The organism is Pedomonas sp. (genome assembly GCF_036515995.1).
Classification (GTDB): Bacteria; Pseudomonadota; Alphaproteobacteria; order Sphingomonadales; family Sphingomonadaceae; genus Pedomonas.
Genome location: NZ_DATBUP010000131.1, coordinates 1 through 15466, shown reverse-complemented (window position 1 = coordinate 15466; position 15466 = coordinate 1). Strand labels below are relative to the sequence as shown.

The window sequence follows — 15466 nt, the reverse complement described above, 5'->3', positions numbered from 1 at the left end:
GGGGCGCGCCGCCTGCGTGAGAGACGCAGGCGGCCACCACCCCGGACAGGACTCGTATTTTGCCGGAAGAAGGCGCGGCGAGTTCCAAGTCAGAGGATTTAAAGACATGGCTAAGGTACTGATTTCCGACAAGATGTCCCCGAAGGCCGCGGAGATTTTCCGCGCTCGTGGTATCGAGGTCGACGAGATTTTCGACCTGACCAAGGAGCAGCTGCTCGAGAAGATCGGCGAGTACGACGGTCTGGCCATCCGCTCCTCGACCAAGGTGACCAAGGACGTGCTGGAAGCAGCCGCCAAGGGCAACCTGAAGGTCATCGGCCGCGCCGGTATCGGCGTTGACAACGTGGACGTGCCCGCCGCCACCGCGCAGGGCATCATCGTGATGAACACGCCGTTCGGCAACTCCATCACCACCGCCGAGCACGCCATTGCCATGATGTTCGCGCTGGCCCGTGACATTCCGGCCGCCGACGTTTCGACCCAGGCTGGCAAGTGGGAAAAGAACCGCTTCATGGGCGTGGAGCTGACCGGCAAGACGCTGGGCGTCATCGGTTGCGGCAACATCGGCTCGATCGTGGCCGACCGCGCTCAGGGTCTGAAGATGAAGGTGCTGGGCTTCGATCCGTTCCTGACGCCGGAGCGCGCTCAGGATCTGGGCATCGAGAAGGTGAGCCTGGACGACCTGCTGGCCCGCGCCGACTTCATCACCCTGCACACCCCGCTGACCGACAGCACCCGCAACGTGCTGAGCCGCGAGAACCTGCAGAAGACCAAGAAGGGCGTTCGCATCATCAACTGCGCCCGTGGCGGTCTGGTGGACGAGGCAGCCCTGAAGGACCTGCTGGAATCCGGTCATATCGCCGGTGCGGCGCTGGACGTGTTCCTCGAGGAGCCGGCCAAGCAGAACCCGCTGTTCGGCACCCCGGGCCTGATCTGCACACCCCATTTGGGCGCATCGACCACCGAAGCCCAGATCAACGTGGCGCTGCAGGTGGCCGAGCAGATGGCCGAGTACCTCTCGACCGGCGGCGTTTCCAACGCCCTGAACGTGCCGTCGCTGACGCCGGAGGAAGCGCCGAAGCTGCGCCCGTACATGAAGCTGGCTGAACAGCTGGGCGCTCTGGCCGGCCAGCTGGTCAGCAACGTGCAGGCGATTACGGTCGAGTACGAAGGCGCGATCTCCGAGCTGAACACCAAGCCGGTGACCGCCGCCATTCTGGCCGGCCTGTTCAAGCAGCACTCCGACACGGTGAACATGGTCAACGCGCCGTTCATCGCGAAGGACCGCAACATCGACGTCTCCGACGTGCGTCATGACCGCGAGGGCGACTACCACACGCTGGTGCGCCTGACCGTGAAGACCGACGCCGGCGAACGCTCGGTGGCCGGCACGCTGTTCTCCAACCGCGAGCCGCGCCTCGTCGAGATGTTCGGCATCAAGGTTGAAGCCGACCTGACCGGCCCGATGCTGTTCGTCATCAACGAGGACAAGCCGGGCTTCATCGGCCGCCTCGGCTCGCTGCTGGGCGAGGCCAACGTGAACATCGGCACCTTCCACCTCGGCCGTCGCGCCGCCGGTGGCGAGGCCATCGTTCTGCTGACGCTGGACAGCCCGGTTCCGGAGTGGCTGGTGGCCCAGCTGAAGGAGCTGGAGCAGGTGCGTGAAGTAAAGGCCCTGACCTTTTAAGACTGGGACCTTCTAACGCTGGCCTTTATGGCCTGATGCGACTAAAAGCCGTTCGCCCGGCCATAGGAACGGGCGAGCGGCTTTGGTGTGAATGGCCCGCCCGAGCGTTTATGGGTTCGCCCGGGAACTGGCCCGGAACTTGAGGGGATGACTCACGTGACCGACTCGCTGTCTCTTGGCCTGTTGCCGGAAGGGCTGCGCGACGTGCTGCCGCCGCAGGCGGAAGCGGAGGCACGGCTGTTGCGCACGCTGCTCGACCATCTCGCCTCCTATGGCTACGAGCGGGTGGGCACGCCCCTGGTGGAATTCGAGGAAAGCCTGACGCGCGGCTTCGGCGCGGCGCGCGCTTCCGACCTGTTCCGCCTGACCGATCCCATCAGCCAGAAGCCGCTGGCGGTGCGCTCCGACGTGACCGGGCAGATCGCCCGTGTTGCCGCGACGCGCCTCAGCCATTACGCGCGCCCGCTGCGGCTCTCCTACGCCGGGCCGGTGCTGCGCATCAAAGGCTCGCAGCTGCGGGCCGACCGCCAGTTCATGCAGGCCGGTGCCGAGCTGATCGGCGCGGACAGCGCGGAAGCCGTGGCGGAAATCGCCGGGCTGGCGCTCTCGGGCCTGCTGGGTCTGGGGCTGGATGCAGTCAATATCGATTTCGTGCTGCCGGACCTCATCCCGGCTATCGGCGCGGAGCTGGGCCTCGAGCCGGTCGTGGTGGCCGCAGCGAGCGAAGCGCTCGACGCGAAGGACGCCGCGGCCGTTGCCGCCCTGCCGCACGCCGAGGTGTGGCGCGGCCTGCTGGAAGCCACGGGTGACATTGCCAACGCCGAGGCGGTGATCGCCCGCACGCCGGGCATGCCCGCGATTGCGCGCGAGCGGCTGGCGGTTCTGGCCAAGCTGGTGCAGGAGCTGCCGCAGGACGCCAAGCTGGGCGTGACGGTGGACCCGGGCGAGACCCGGGGCTTTGCGTACCAGACATGGATCGGCTTCTCGCTGTTCGCCAAGGGCATTCGCGGCGAAGTGGGACGGGGCGGGGCCTATGTGATCCGCAAGCCAGCCACGGGCGTGGAGGGCGGCGGCGAGGAACCGGCCGTTGGTTTCTCCCTCTACCTCGACGGGCTGGTGGAAGCCGGGCAGGGCGTTGAAGTGATGCCGCGCCTGTTCCTGGCCCTCGGTACCTCGTCAGACGATGCTGAACGGCTGCGCGCTGAAGGCTGGGCCATCGTGCGCGCGCTGGGCGACGGCGATACCGCAGAGGCTGCCCGCGCACAGCGGTGCAGCCATTATTTTGACGGGCGAAAAATTCAAATGGTCTAACCAGGCGGGACAGCCAGTCCTGCACGCGCGCGAGGGTAACGCGCGGGCGTGGAGGGCTGGCGGCCGGGTGTGCCCCGGCGTCCCTTCGATTGGCAAGGAAAGAGAGTAGTCATGGCCAACGTAGTGGTTGTCGGCGCCCAGTGGGGTGACGAAGGCAAGGGTAAGATCGTCGACTGGCTGTCGGAGCGCGCCGATGTGGTGGTGCGCTTCCAGGGCGGCCACAATGCCGGTCACACGCTGGTCATCGGCGACAAGACCTTCAAGCTTTCGCTGCTGCCCTCGGGCATCGTGCGCGGCACGCTGAGCGTCATCGGCCACGGCGTGGTGCTGGATCCATGGGCGCTGAAGGCGGAAGTCGAGCGCATCCGCGCGCAGGGCGTGGACATCACCCCGGAGAACCTCCAGATCTCCGAGCAGTGCCCGCTGATCCTGCCGTGCCACCGCGACCTCGACGCGCTGCGCGAGGATGCCTCCGGCAACGCCAAGATCGGCACCACCCGCCGCGGCATCGGCCCGGCCTACGAGGACAAGGTGGGCCGTCGTGCGCTGCGCGTGTGCGACCTTGAGGACCTGGACGCAGCCTCCGGCCAGATCGACCGCCTGCTGGCGCACCACAACGCGCTGCGCGCCGGTTTCAACCAGCCCGCCATCGACCGCGAGCAGCTGGTTGCCGAGCTGAAGGAAATCGCGCCGTTCATCACGCCGTTCACCGCGCCGGTGTGGCAGACGCTGAACGACGCCCGCAAGGCTGGCAAGCGCATCCTGTTCGAAGGCGCGCAGGGCATCCTGCTCGACGTGGACATGGGCACCTATCCGTTCGTGACCTCCTCGCAGACGGTTGCGGGTCAGGCCGCCACCGGCTCGGGCCTCGGCCCGGCGGCGCTGGACTACGTGCTGGGCATCTGCAAGGCCTACACCACCCGCGTGGGCTCGGGTCCGTTCCCGACGGAGCAGGACAACGAAATCGGCCGCACCATCGGCGAGCGTGGCCATGAGTTCGGCACCGTGACCGGCCGTGCCCGCCGCTGCGGCTGGTTCGACGCCGTGCTGGTGCGTCAGGCCATTGCGGTCGGCGGCATCACCGGTCTGGCCCTGACCAAGCTGGACGTGCTCGACGGCCTCGATGAGCTGAAGATCTGCGTCGGCTACAAGATCGACGGCAAGACCGTGGACCGCTTCCCGGCCCGCATCAACGATCAGGCCCGCGTGGAGCCGATCTACGAGACGTTCGAGGGCTGGCGCGAGTCGACCCAAGGCGCACGCTCGTGGGCGCAGCTGCCCGCACAGGCGATCAAGTACATCCGCCGCATCGAAGAGCTGGTGGAGTGCCCGGTCGACCTGCTCTCCACTTCGCCGGAGCGTCAGGACACCATCCTCGTGCGTGATCCGTTCGTGGGGTGAGGGCTTAGCCTTCGGCTTTGGATTGCAGTGAGACTTGTTCCCCTGCACCCCCTGACTTTCAAAAGGGCCGTGTCCTTCATCAAGGGCGCGGCCCTTTTGTTTTCCGTTTGACGATCGTGACTGGGCCACAGCGCAAGCGGAAACAGCAGGGCGATTGCTCCTTAAAATTATTCAAAATTGGTCAGATTGCCTTTCGAAGGCGCGAGTGCGGTGCGGAGACCTCAGGCACGGCGCTTTTCTGTCGGTTGAGGTGAGGGCGCTGGGGCTGCGGCCGGGCGCGGTCCGATGGAAATAAGGGGGGATTGCCAAGGGGGTTGAGACCCCCTTGGCTGAAAAGGCGAAGCCTTACTTGCTCGCGGAATCAAAAACGGCTGAAGCCGAAGCTCCCGCCGTTCCTGACGTTTCAAGCGAGGCGTATGGTTTACGCCTCGGCTTCCTTGCGGAAGCGTACCAGCACCTTGTCGATGCGGTGTTCGTCCATGTCGGCGACCTCGAGGACGAGGTCGTTCCATTCCACGGTTTCGGCGACTTCCGGCAGGTGTTCCAGCTGCCAGAGCAGGAAACCGGCGAGGGTGGTGTAGTCGCCGTGGCCGGAGAGATCGTCACGGCCGAGGATGCGCTCGACTTCGTGGATGGCGGCGCGGCCGTCGATGAACCACGAGCCGTCCTCGCGCTGCACCATGTCGGGCCGTTCCAGCTCGTCTTCCTCCGGCAGGCCGCCGCCGATGGAAGCGAGGATGTCGGTAGCGGTGACGACGCCTTCGACGCCGCCATACTCGTTGACGACGACGGCAACGTGGATGCCGCTCTGGCGGATCGTCTCGAGCACCTTGAGCACGCGGGTGGCTTCGTGGACCACCGGCGGGTGCTTGAGGTGGGCGCGCAGGTCCAGCCCCTGACCCTTGAGGCAGTGGCCGAGCAGGTCCTTGGCCTCGACGATGCCGACGAACCTGTCCAGCTCGCCTTCGCAGACGAGGAAGCGACTGCGGCCGCTGTCTTCGACCTCCTGACGGATGGCGTCGATGCTGTCGCTGGTATCGAGCCAGAACAGCTCGGGGCGCGGGGTCATCAGAGCGCGCACGGGCAGGTCGGAGACGCGGATGACCGCTTCCAACATTTCCTGCTCGTCACGATCGAACACGCCGGCCTCGGTGCCCTCTGCGATGAGGGTGCGCACCTCCTGCTGGGAGACGACCTGCTGCTCCTGCGGCTTCACGCCGAGCAGCTTGAGCGCCAGTTCCGTGGAGCGCTGGAGCAGCCAGACGATCGGCGCGCCGACCTTCGACAGCAGCGACATGGGGCGGGCCACGAAGCGGGCGATGCCCTCGGCGTGGTTCAGCGCCATGCGCTTGGGTACCAGCTCGCCGACGATCAGCGACAGGTAGGTGATGAGGATGACGACGATGGCAACGGCGAGGCTGTCGGCATAGTTGCCGATGCCCGGCACAGACGACAGCCAGTGCGCGACCGGGCGCGACAGCGCCGCGCCGCCGTAGGCGCCGGTGAGAATGCCGACCATGGTGATGCCGACCTGCACGGTGGAGAGAAAGCGCGTGGGCTCCTCGGCCAGCCGAATGGCGAGGGCGGCGCCTTTATCTCCAATATCTGCCTGCATCTGCAGTCGCACGCGACGGGCCGACACGATGGCCAGCTCCGACATGGCAAAGAAGCCGTTCAGGACGATGAGAAGGAGAACGATGACCAGTTCGGTCCAGGGAAACGGATCAGCCACGGCTGCCGTGCTCCCGCCGGCGGGTGGCCGGCTGATGGATCATCGAGAGATGCGATAATCTGGTTTGGAAGCCGATACGACTGTAACTGTCGCCTTCGGCGTCGCCGGACGGGCTATCGGCAGAGATGCCGGAAGTCAGACCAGGCATGGATTGTTTTACTCCCAAGGTTGCAGAAAGGGTTGGCCGCCCGGTGGGGGAAGCCCGACGGCCAGCCCGCGCGCGCAAGGAGGGGGCTGTTCATACCCCTTCGGCTTGCCGTCGCGGACTGGTCCGTATTTCATGTGTGGCGTTCGTGCCTTACGCAGCGCCGCGCTGGCGGCGGGCCTTCTCCAGCTTGCGCAGCAGCATGTCGCGCTTCAGCTTGGAGAGGTGGTCGATGTAGAGAATACCTTCCAGGTGATCCATTTCATGCTGGATGCAGGTGGCCATCAGGCCGTCCATCTCTTCCTCGCGCGCCTCGCCGTTGTAGTCGAGGTACTTCACGCGGACACGGGCCGGGCGCTCGACGTCGCCGTACACGTCCGGCACGGAGAGGCAGCCTTCCTGATAGCTGGACAGCTCTTCGGATTCCCAGACGATTTCGGGATTGACGAAGAAGCGGGGGTTCTTCTCGTCGTTCTCCTGAAGGTCGATCACGAGCACGCGCTTGGGCTCGCCAACCTGAATGGCGGCAAGGCCGATGCCGGGCGCGTCGTACATGGTCTCCAGCATGTCGTCCATGAAGCGGCGCAGGGCGTCGTCAACGCGCTCGACCGGCTTGGAGATGGCGCGCAGGCGCGGGTCCGGGGTTTCGATAATCGGTAGAATGGCCATATTCCGCCTTACTGGCACTCACAGGTTGTTCAAAAGTTAAGAGCACTGGGGTCTGGTATCAAGATCAGGCACACGCGGCCAAAGGGCAAGACCCCAATTTGCCGGTCAAACGACCGGGCCGAACGGATGGTTACGCTGAACGGGTGATTACATGGGCAGCGTCATCATACGGGCAGGCGCGCCTTGAGGGCCTGAGCCAGGGTGCCGTCATCCAGATAGTCCAGCTCGCCGCCGACGGGCACGCCGTGGGCCAGCTGGGTGATCTTCACGCTGGTCGTGGCCAGCCGGTCCGCCACGTAGTGGGCCGTGGTCTGGCCCTCTAGCGTGGCGTTCATGGCGAGGATGATCTCGCTGATGCCACCCTGCGCCACGCGAGAGGCGAGGGTTTCAATGCCGAGATCCTCGGGGCGCACGCCATCCAGAGCCGAAAGGCGGCCGCCGAGCACGTGATAGACCCCGCGGAACAGGCCGGAGCGCTCCAGCGCCCACAGGTCCGCCACTTCCTCAACGACGCAGACGAGGGACCGATCGCGCCGGTCATCACGGCAGACGCCGCAGGGATCGCGCGTGTCCACGTTCCCGCAGGTGGAGCAGGTGGTCAGCCGTTCGTTGACGTTGGCGAGCGCCGCCATCAGCGGCACCAGCACCGTCTCCCGCTTCTTCAGCAGGTGCAGCACGGCACGCCGCGCCGAACGCGGCCCGAGGCCGGGCAGCTTGGCGAGCATCTGGGTAAGCTGGTCTATCTCGGGCGAAGCCATGAACGGGAGGTAACGTGCCGGACGGCAGGCTGCAAGCCTCGTCCGTCATCCTTTCGTATAGTTGTTCTAGCGGGCGCGGGTCGGGCGGCCGTGTCAGGCGATAGGCCCGGTGTAGGTGCAGGCCTCGCGGAAGGAGCCGCGGCGGACGGTGACGCGCACCAGCTCGGGCAGGTCCGGCTGCACCCGGTTCCAGATCCACGCGCAGATGTTCTCGAGCGTCGGCTTTTCCAGACCGGGCACCTCATTGAGATACTTGTGGTCGAGCTGGTCGCGGATGGCGTTCAGGATGCGGTCGATCTCGCCCAGATCCTTCACCCAGCCGGTCTCGGGGTCGGGCTCGCCCGCAAAGGCCAGCTCCGCCTCGAACGAGTGGCCGTGCACGCCCGCATAGATGTGGCCGGGCGTGACATTGCTGGCCAGCTGGTGGGCGGCGTCGAACAGGAAGGATTTGGTGATCTCGTAGGGCATGGCGTGGCTCTAGAGCAGAAAACCATCAATTGCTCAAGGTATTCCGATGCCGCAGGAGCGCCCGGTGGCGTCTGGCTCGCGCTCAGGCGAGAGCGGGGGCCTTCTCCTCGGCGGCTTGCGCCGCTTCGGCGCAGGCCTCGAAGGCGAGGAGGATCGAGCCGTGGCGGGACTTGAAGTCGACCGCAGGCGCGAAGATTTCCAGATCTGCCCAGAGGCCGCCTTCGTAACCGGCCCAGTCCGTCGGCGTGCCGCTCAGGAAGGCACGCATGGTGTCCCGCAAGTCGCGCAGCTCGGCGGCGGAGCGGCCGACAACGCCCCGGCCGACCAGCGAAGCGGCGGCCTGACCCAGCGCGCAGGCCCGCACTTCCTGCCCGAAGCGGGCAACGACGCCGTTTTCCAGGATGACATCGACCGTCACGCGGCTGCCGCAGATGGGGCTGACCTTCTGGACAGTGGCCTGCGGGGCCTCCAGCCGCTCCTGATGGGGGATGGAAGCGGCGAGGCGCAGGATGCGGGTGTTGTAGAGCTGGTCGGACATGGAGCCTATGTAAGGGCTGGCAGGCCAAATGTAAAAGGGGCCAGGATGTCCCGGCCCCTTTGATCGGTTAAGCGGCGTGGAAAATCACGCCCACTTCCAGGTGGTGCCCTGGGGGCTGTCTTCCAGCGCGACGCCGGCGGCTTTCAGCTCGTCGCGGATGCGGTCGGCGGTGGCGAAGTCGCGCGCCTTCTTGGCGGCCTGACGCTCGGCGATCTTCGCCTCGATGGCGGCGGCGTCGATGGCGGCGTCAGCGCGGGTGCCGGTGAACCACGCTTCCGCATCCTGCTGGAACAGGCCGAGAAGGGCGCCGCCCGCCTTGAGGCCGGCAAGGTCGCGGGCATCGGCCAGCCTAGCCAGCGCGGCGAGGGCCAGCGGGGTGTTCAGGTCATCCTCGAGAGCCTCGATGACCGAGGCGGGAGCATCGGGGGCGGCCTCGACGTCAGCGCCGCGCAGCAGGCCGTAGAGACGGTCGAGCGTGCGGCGGGACTGTTCGATGAGCGCGTCGTTCCAGTCGAGCGGCTGGCGGTAGTGGGCCGAGAGCAGGGCAAAGCGCACGACTTCGCCCGGCACGCCGCTTTCGAGGATCTGCGAGACCAGCAGGATGTTGCCGATGGACTTGGACATCTTCTCCGAGTCGATGGAGAGGAAGCCGTTGTGCAGCCAGTAGCGCGCCAGACGCTGGCCGTTGGCGCAGACGGACTGGGCGATCTCGTTCTCGTGGTGGGGGAAGATCAGGTCCTGCCCGCCGCCGTGAATGTCGATGCTGTTGCCAAGGTGCGCGTTGATCATGGCCGAGCACTCGATGTGCCAGCCGGGGCGGCCGCGGCCCCAGGGGGAGTCCCAGCCGGGCAGGTCATCGGTCGAGGGCTTCCACAGCACGAAGTCCGCCGGGTCGCGCTTGTAGGGGGCGACCTCCACGCGGGCACCGGCGATCATGTCGTCACGGTTGCGATTGGAGAGCCTGCCGTACTCCGGGTAGGCGGGGACGTTGAACAGCACGTGGCCTTCGGCCTCGTAGGCGAAGCCGCCCGCAATCAGCCGCTGGATCATCTCGATCATCTGCGGGATGTGGGTGGTGGCGTGCGGGTCCATCGTCGGGCGGATGACGTTCAGCGCCGCCATGTCCTCGAGGTAGAGGGCCTCGAACTTGTCCGTGATGGTCTTGATGGGGACGCTTTGCGCCTGCGAGGCGGCGTTGATCTTGTCGTCAACGTCCGTGATATTGCGGGCGTAGACCACGCTCTTCGCGCCGTACTGGCGGCGGAGCAGCCGGAACAGCACGTCGAACACCACGGGAGGCCGGGCGTTGCCGATGTGCGCCCGGGAATAGACCGTGGGGCCGCAGACATACATCGTCACCCGCTTGTCATCGGCGGGGACGAATTCTTCCTTGGTGCGCGTGAGCGTATTGTAGAGCGTCAGTGCCATAAACGCTTCCTAGCGTTCGGCGCGGAGCTTCACAAGACGGGGAAGACGGTACGGGGAAGATGGGCGGGGTGCGAAGTCAGATCTGGACTTCGTATTCGGAGCTCTTCTGGAACAGCTCGTTCAGTTCGCGGCGCTGCTGGTCGGTGTAGCCGTCATCGTTCAGGGCCGGGGCTTCCGGGTTGATGACGCCGGCGTTCATGCCGAAGGCGTCATGCTCGCCGTGCTCATCCTGCACCCAGCCGATGAAATCGGAGAGGACATCGGTGGAGGAGGCGACGACCTCATGGGTCTTTGCCTCGCCGATCCAGTTCGGCAGCTCGTGCCGGTCGAGGAAGAGGCCGAGGAACATGTAGATGAAGCAGATGACGATGAGGCCGCGCAGCACGCCGAAGCCGCCGCCGCCGAGGCGGTCGATGGGGGCCAGCGGCGAGCCCTTGACGCCGCGGCTGAGGCTGCCGCCCAAGAGGCGGACCAGCGCCACGGTGACGATGACGATGAGCGCCAGCGCGGCAAGATCGCCCCCGGCATCGCTGCCGATGGACTGGCGCATCCATTCCGAAACCGGCGTGAACAGCAGTTTGAGCGCGAGAATTGCGACCACCCAGGCCCCAACGCCCACGACCTCGTGCACCAGCCCGCGGCTGATGCCGTAAAGGCCGGAGAGCCCGACGATCACAAAAAAGAATATGTCAAACGCTGTCATCAACAACGGGAGTTAAAGCCCGTCGGTCAGATGGTCAACAAGTGCGGCAAGGGTTGGGAACTCAACCGTGGCAATTTCGCGGCCACTGTTGCCGCGCGGCGGCACAAACGCCCGGGTGAAGCCCAGCTTCGCGGCTTCCTTGAGACGAGCCGCTGACTGGGAGACGGGGCGAATCTCTCCGGACAGGGCGATTTCCCCGTAGGCGACCAGATCATTGGGCATGGGCCGGTCGAGCAGGGCCGAGACGAGGGCCGCCGCCACGGCCATGTCCGCCGCCGGCTCGCCGATGCGCAGGCCGCCCGCGACGTTGAGGTAGACTTCGTGCCCGGAGAAGGCGAGGCCGCAGCGCGCTTCCAGCACCGCCAGCACCATGGACAGGCGACTCGAGTCCCAGCCGACGACGGCGCGGCGGGGCGTGGCCCCGGACGGCACGCGCACCACCAGCGCCTGCATTTCGACGAGCACGGGCCGCGTGCCCTCGACGCCGGCGAACACCACGGACCCGGCAACGGGCCGGTCTCGGTCGGTCAGGAACAGGGCGGAGGGGTTGGTAACTTCGGCCAGGCCCTTCTCCTGCATCTCGAACACGCCGATCTCGTCTGTGCCGCCGAAGCGGTTCTTGACGGCGCGCAGGATGCGGAAGGCGTGGCTGCGCTCGCCCTCGAAGTAGAGCACGGTATCGACCATGTGCTCGAGCACACGGGGACCGGCAATCTGCCCGTCCTTGGTGACGTGGCCGACCAGCACCAGCGAGGCCCCGCTGGTCTTGGCATAACGGATCAGCTCGTGCGAGGCGGCGCGGACCTGACTGACGGTGCCGGGCGCGGCCTCGAGCTGGTCGGAATAGAGGGTCTGGATCGAGTCGATGACCAGGAGGGTGGGGGCGGGCTGGGATTCCAGCGTGGTGAGAATGTCCCTGACCGCCGTGCCCGCGCCGAGCTGCACCGGGCTCTGGGCAACGCCGAGCCGATCAGCACGCAGGCGCACCTGATCCACCGCTTCTTCGCCGGAAATATAGACGACGGAGCCGCCGTTGTCGGCAATGCGGGCGGCGGCCTGCAACAGGATGGTGGACTTGCCGATGCCGGGGTCGCCGCCGATCAGCACCGCGCAGCCGGGCACGAGGCCGCCGCCGAGCACGCGGTCGAACTCGGTCATGCCGGTCGGTCGGCGGGGCGCGGGCTCGATCTCGCTGGAGAGGCTGGCAAGCTCGATCCGCCGCCCGCCGCCGCGCAGGTTGTGCTTGTTCGCAAACGGCGTGGCGGCTTGCGATGCTTCCTGCTCAAGCGTGTTCCAGCCCTGACAATCCGGGCACTGGCCCATCCACTTGGACTGGATGGAGCCGCAAGACTGGCAGACGTAACGGACCTGAGGTTTTGCCATGATATATGTTCTCTAAATGTTCGGGTGAGAACTTAGCGACTGGCACGGAATTCGGCAAGGCGGGAGGGGGGAGTTTCTCGCAAGAAGCTTTGGATTTTGCAGGAGGGGCGGGGACGAGCATTCCCGGCCCGATACGGAAAGGGAGGTGCAGGAGGGTTGCGACCCTCCTGCTTCCTTAGAGTATTTGCATCCGCAATTGGGAGGGGTGAGCCTCTCCTGCAAATTCTGAAATTTCGGAAATGCTTTGGGGTCAGCCCTTCAGCACGTCCATCTTGATGGGACCTTCGGCGCGGCCGTTGACGAACTGGTCGACGTATTCGTTGCCGCTGCAGTCGATCTGGTCGGCAGGGCCTTCCCAGATGATCTTGCCCTTGTAGAGCATGGCGATGCGGTCGGCGATCTTGCGGGCCGAGGCCATGTCGTGGGTGATGGTGAGGGTGGTGGCACCCAGGTCGCGCACGCGCTCGACGATCAACTCGTTGATCACGTCGGCCATGATGGGATCAAGGCCGGTGGTGGGCTCGTCGAAGAAGATGATCTCGGGCGTGGCGGCAATGGCGCGGGCAAGGCCGACGCGCTTCTGCATGCCGCCAGACAGCTCGGAGGGGCGCAGGTCGGCGACATCGGGCGAGAGGCCGACGCGGCGCAGGTTCTCGATGGCGACTTCCTTCGCTTCCTTTGCCTTCATGCCGTGGCCCTGCATCAGGCCGAAGGAGACGTTGCGCCAGACGGGAAGGCTGTCGAACAGGGCCGCGCCCTGAAACAGCATGCCGAACTTGTCGAGCATGCGGGTGCGGGCCTCGCCCTTGAGGCCGACCACGTTCTCGCCATCGACGAGGATCTGGCCCGCGTCCGGCCTGAGGAGGCCGAGGATGCACTTCAGCAACACCGACTTGCCGGTGCCGGAGCCGCCGATGATGACGAGGCTCTGGCCCTTCTGGACGGACAGGTTCACGCCGTTCAGCACCACCTTGGGGCCGAACCGCTTCGAGACGCCGTTGACGGCGATCTTGGGGGGAGTCGAGTCCGTCATGATCCGAAGAACAGCACCGTGATGATGAGGTTGGTGAACAGGATGAGGATGAAGGCCGACACCACGGCGTTGGTGGTGGCCCGGCCGACGCCCGCCGCGCCGCCCGTGGAGCGGAAGCCGTGGTAGCAGCCCATGAGCGCGATGACGAAGCCGAACACGGCGGCCTTGACCAGCGAGGAAACCACGTCGTCCGTCTCGAGGAACTGCTGGGTGACCTTCAGGTAGTTGGCGGCGTTGAAGCCGAGGCGCTCGGTGGCGATGAGGAAGCCGCCCAGAACGCCGATGATGTTGGCGACGATGGTGAGCAGCGGCAGCACGAGGACCGCGGCGATGATGCGCGGCGCGATCAGGTACTTGTAGGGGTCGGTGGAGAGGGTGGTCATGGCGTCGATCTGTTCAGTGACGCGCATGGTGCCCAGTTCCGCCGCCATGGAGGAGGAGACGCGGCCCGCGACCATGAGGCCGCCGAGCACGGGGCCGAGTTCGCGCACCATGGCGATGACCGTGACCGCCGCCACCGCGCTTTCCGCGTTGAAGCGGGAGCCGCCGACGTAGATCTGCTGGGCCAGCGCCGCGCCGGTGAAGAGGGCGGTGAGCCCGACGACCGGCAGCGAGAAGTAGCCGATGGAGATCATCTGCTCGAACACGCGGGCAGGATAGAAGGGTGGGCGGACCATGTGGCTGAGGGCGTGACCGGCGAACCGGGTCAGGCGGCCGATGGACGCAAGGCCCTCCACCACGACGCGGCCGATGACAGCCAGGAAGTCAATGATCAGAGTCACAGGGTTCACTCGCCTTTATGTTGTGGCGCCTCGGGTGCACGAGATGCTGAAATATCAGCGCGGTATTGCCGGTCATAGCGGCGGCCGGACACAGTAAGCAACTCGTATTGCGACAGGCCGGACCAGCGGGCGGCCTCGGCCAGCGTGATTCCGCCCCCGATCAGGGTCGCCCAGTCGCCGGGGCGAACCGGCGGCAGGGCGGTGACATCGACGGTTGCCAGGTCCATGGAGACCCGCCCGACGACCGGGCAGCGAAGCCCGTTGATCTCCACCGCCGCGCCAAGTTCTCCACTAGGTTTGCTGGCAGATTTGCTGGAGAAGCCGCGCAGGTAACCGTCCGCGTAGCCGATGGCGAGGGTGGCGATGCGGCAGGCCTGCGGGGCCTGCCAGGTGGCGTTGTACCCGACCGTTTCGCCAGCGGGAACGGTTTTCACGTGGATGACCTGCGCTTCCACCGTGACCACGGGGCGGATGACGCCTTCGAGCCGGGGATGGACGATGCCGCCGTAGAGGGCGATGCCGGGGCGGGCGAGGTCATGGAGCGGGCCGTCCACCTCCACGATGCCCGCCGAGTTGGCTAGGCTGCGGCGGCGGGCGGGAACGGCGGCGGCAAGCGCGGCGAAGCGCTCGGCCTGCGTGCGGGTGAGCGGGTTGCCGGGCTCGTCCGCCGAGGCGAGGTGGGTGAGGGCGATGTCGAGGGAGAGGCCGGAGAGATCCAGCCCCGCCACTTCCTCCGGGCGCACGCCGAGGCGGTTCATGCCGGTGTCGATCATGAGATTGGCCGGCATGAGGTCGGCAGCAGAGCCCGCGCCTGCGGCGCGCCAGAGGGCGACCTGCTGGGCGGAGTTGAGCACGGGCTGGGCGCGCAGCAGGCGGAAGGCCTCGATTTCCGAGTCCATCACGCCGTTCAGCACGTGAATGCGGGCCTCGGGCAGGACGGCGCGGAGCCGGGCGGCCTCGTGCAGGGTGGCGACGAAGAAATCCCGGCAGCCCTCCTGCCACAGGCGCAGGGCGGGGGCGTCCAGACCGAGGCCATAGCACTCCGCCTTCACCGCGGCGGCACAGGCCGTCGGGCCCGCAAGCCGCGACAGGGCGCGGTAGTTGTGGGCGAGCGCGTCGAGATCGACGGTGAAACGGTTGCGGGAAGCCGGGAGAGCGGTCATGGCGCACGGATAGCCGGGGGACGGAAACGGGGCAAATAGGAAAAAAACCATTGACATTGGTTTTCAGCTATGAGAAGGTGGCACTGTTGCTGTGGTGTGCTGCGTTTTGCTCTTTCTCATTGTTGGAAACTGAAACGCGGCGGTTGCTGTTCGCAAACCTGCGGGCGCTTTCGTGGCCGTCATTCCCTGCTAGACTCGGGGCATGATGCAGGAAAGTGCGCGAGAACAGGTCGAGCAGGCGGTGGCGGCTCTGCGCCGGAGTCTG

At 66.3% G+C, this 15466-nt stretch carries 15 protein-coding genes; 3 read left to right on the top strand and 12 right to left on the bottom strand.

Going from position 1 to position 15466, the window contains the following annotated elements; translation table 11 throughout:
- Positions 1 to 106 precede the first annotated feature (106 nt).
- The 3 genes from serA to VIG90_RS10150 all read left to right on the top strand — a co-directional run bounded on the left by serA (position 107) and on the right by VIG90_RS10150 (position 4399).
- The gene (gene serA / locus VIG90_RS10160) at positions 107 to 1687 is read left to right on the top strand and encodes a phosphoglycerate dehydrogenase (protein ID WP_331593397.1); all 1581 of its coding nucleotides are present in this window, start codon (positions 107 to 109) and stop codon (positions 1685 to 1687) included.
- Between the two features lie 156 nt (positions 1688 to 1843).
- Positions 1844 to 2998 carry an ATP phosphoribosyltransferase regulatory subunit gene (locus VIG90_RS10155; protein ID WP_331593396.1) on the top strand — a complete coding sequence of 385 codons (1155 nt, stop codon included), beginning with the start codon at positions 1844 to 1846 and terminating at the stop codon, positions 2996 to 2998.
- 111 nt (positions 2999 to 3109) lie between these two features.
- Positions 3110 to 4399, top strand: coding sequence for an adenylosuccinate synthase (locus tag VIG90_RS10150; protein ID WP_331593395.1), 1290 nt, complete (start codon positions 3110 to 3112; stop codon positions 4397 to 4399).
- 421 nt (positions 4400 to 4820) lie between these two features.
- Here VIG90_RS10150 and VIG90_RS10145 read toward each other — a convergent pair whose 3' ends face one another.
- From VIG90_RS10145 to VIG90_RS10090, 12 genes are all read right to left on the bottom strand, one after another.
- Positions 4821 to 6131, bottom strand: coding sequence for a hemolysin family protein (locus VIG90_RS10145; RefSeq protein ID WP_331593394.1), 1311 nt, complete (start codon positions 6129 to 6131; stop codon positions 4821 to 4823).
- A gap of 298 nt (positions 6132 to 6429) precedes the next feature.
- Positions 6430 to 6945, bottom strand: a complete 516-nt coding sequence (def, locus tag VIG90_RS10140; RefSeq protein ID WP_331593393.1) for a peptide deformylase — start codon at positions 6943 to 6945, stop codon at positions 6430 to 6432.
- Positions 6946 to 7109: 164 nt separating this feature from the next.
- A complete protein-coding gene (recR, locus tag VIG90_RS10135) occupies positions 7110 to 7703 on the bottom strand; it encodes a recombination mediator RecR (protein WP_331593392.1) in 594 nt (197 codons plus the stop codon).
- Positions 7704 to 7796: 93 nt separating this feature from the next.
- Positions 7797 to 8171, bottom strand: coding sequence for a 6-carboxytetrahydropterin synthase (locus VIG90_RS10130; RefSeq protein ID WP_331593391.1), 375 nt, complete (start codon positions 8169 to 8171; stop codon positions 7797 to 7799).
- An 82-nt stretch (positions 8172 to 8253) separates the two neighbouring features.
- Positions 8254 to 8709, bottom strand: coding sequence for an iron-sulfur cluster assembly scaffold protein (locus tag VIG90_RS10125; protein WP_331593390.1), 456 nt, complete (start codon positions 8707 to 8709; stop codon positions 8254 to 8256).
- A gap of 84 nt (positions 8710 to 8793) precedes the next feature.
- Positions 8794 to 10137 (bottom strand): cysteine--tRNA ligase, encoded by a 1344-nt coding sequence (gene cysS / locus VIG90_RS10120; RefSeq protein WP_331593389.1) that lies wholly within the window; start codon positions 10135 to 10137, stop codon positions 8794 to 8796.
- Positions 10138 to 10213: 76 nt separating this feature from the next.
- The gene (locus tag VIG90_RS10115; protein WP_331593388.1) at positions 10214 to 10840 is read right to left on the bottom strand and encodes a CvpA family protein; all 627 of its coding nucleotides are present in this window, start codon (positions 10838 to 10840) and stop codon (positions 10214 to 10216) included.
- A gap of 12 nt (positions 10841 to 10852) precedes the next feature.
- Complete coding sequence (gene radA / locus VIG90_RS10110) at positions 10853 to 12223, bottom strand: DNA repair protein RadA (RefSeq protein WP_331593387.1); 1371 nt, start codon at positions 12221 to 12223, stop codon at positions 10853 to 10855.
- 250 nt (positions 12224 to 12473) lie between these two features.
- Positions 12474 to 13256 carry an ABC transporter ATP-binding protein gene (locus tag VIG90_RS10105; RefSeq protein WP_331593386.1) on the bottom strand — a complete coding sequence of 261 codons (783 nt, stop codon included), beginning with the start codon at positions 13254 to 13256 and terminating at the stop codon, positions 12474 to 12476.
- Positions 13253 to 14038 (bottom strand): ABC transporter permease, encoded by a 786-nt coding sequence (locus tag VIG90_RS10100; RefSeq protein ID WP_331593385.1) that lies wholly within the window; start codon positions 14036 to 14038, stop codon positions 13253 to 13255. Before VIG90_RS10100 ends, VIG90_RS10105 begins: the two co-directional genes overlap by 4 nt.
- 5 nt (positions 14039 to 14043) lie before the next feature.
- Positions 14044 to 15201 carry an alanine racemase gene (gene alr, locus VIG90_RS10095; protein WP_331593384.1) on the bottom strand — a complete coding sequence of 386 codons (1158 nt, stop codon included), beginning with the start codon at positions 15199 to 15201 and terminating at the stop codon, positions 14044 to 14046.
- A 67-nt stretch (positions 15202 to 15268) separates the two neighbouring features.
- On the bottom strand, positions 15269 to 15466 hold a 198-nt coding region (locus tag VIG90_RS10090), incomplete at its 5' end, for a hypothetical protein (RefSeq protein ID WP_331593383.1).

What these genes read in the sequence shown, in the direction of transcription:
- serA (WP_331593397.1), top strand. Translation starts at nt 107, where the DNA reads ATGGCTAAGGTACTGATTTCCGACAAGATGTCCCCGAAGGCCGCGGAG.
- VIG90_RS10150 (WP_331593395.1), top strand. Translation starts at nt 3,110, where the DNA reads ATGGCCAACGTAGTGGTTGTCGGCGCCCAGTGGGGTGACGAAGGCAAG.
- def (WP_331593393.1), bottom strand. Translation starts at nt 6,945, where the DNA reads ATGGCCATTCTACCGATTATCGAAACCCCGGACCCGCGCCTGCGCGCC.
- recR (WP_331593392.1), bottom strand. Translation starts at nt 7,703, where the DNA reads ATGGCTTCGCCCGAGATAGACCAGCTTACCCAGATGCTCGCCAAGCTG.
- VIG90_RS10130 (WP_331593391.1), bottom strand. Translation starts at nt 8,171, where the DNA reads ATGCCCTACGAGATCACCAAATCCTTCCTGTTCGACGCCGCCCACCAG.
- VIG90_RS10125 (WP_331593390.1), bottom strand. Translation starts at nt 8,709, where the DNA reads ATGTCCGACCAGCTCTACAACACCCGCATCCTGCGCCTCGCCGCTTCC.
- cysS (WP_331593389.1), bottom strand. Translation starts at nt 10,137, where the DNA reads ATGGCACTGACGCTCTACAATACGCTCACGCGCACCAAGGAAGAATTC.
- VIG90_RS10115 (WP_331593388.1), bottom strand. Translation starts at nt 10,840, where the DNA reads ATGACAGCGTTTGACATATTCTTTTTTGTGATCGTCGGGCTCTCCGGC.
- radA (WP_331593387.1), bottom strand. Translation starts at nt 12,223, where the DNA reads ATGGCAAAACCTCAGGTCCGTTACGTCTGCCAGTCTTGCGGCTCCATC.
- VIG90_RS10105 (WP_331593386.1), bottom strand. Translation starts at nt 13,256, where the DNA reads ATGACGGACTCGACTCCCCCCAAGATCGCCGTCAACGGCGTCTCGAAG.
- alr (WP_331593384.1), bottom strand. Translation starts at nt 15,201, where the DNA reads ATGACCGCTCTCCCGGCTTCCCGCAACCGTTTCACCGTCGATCTCGAC.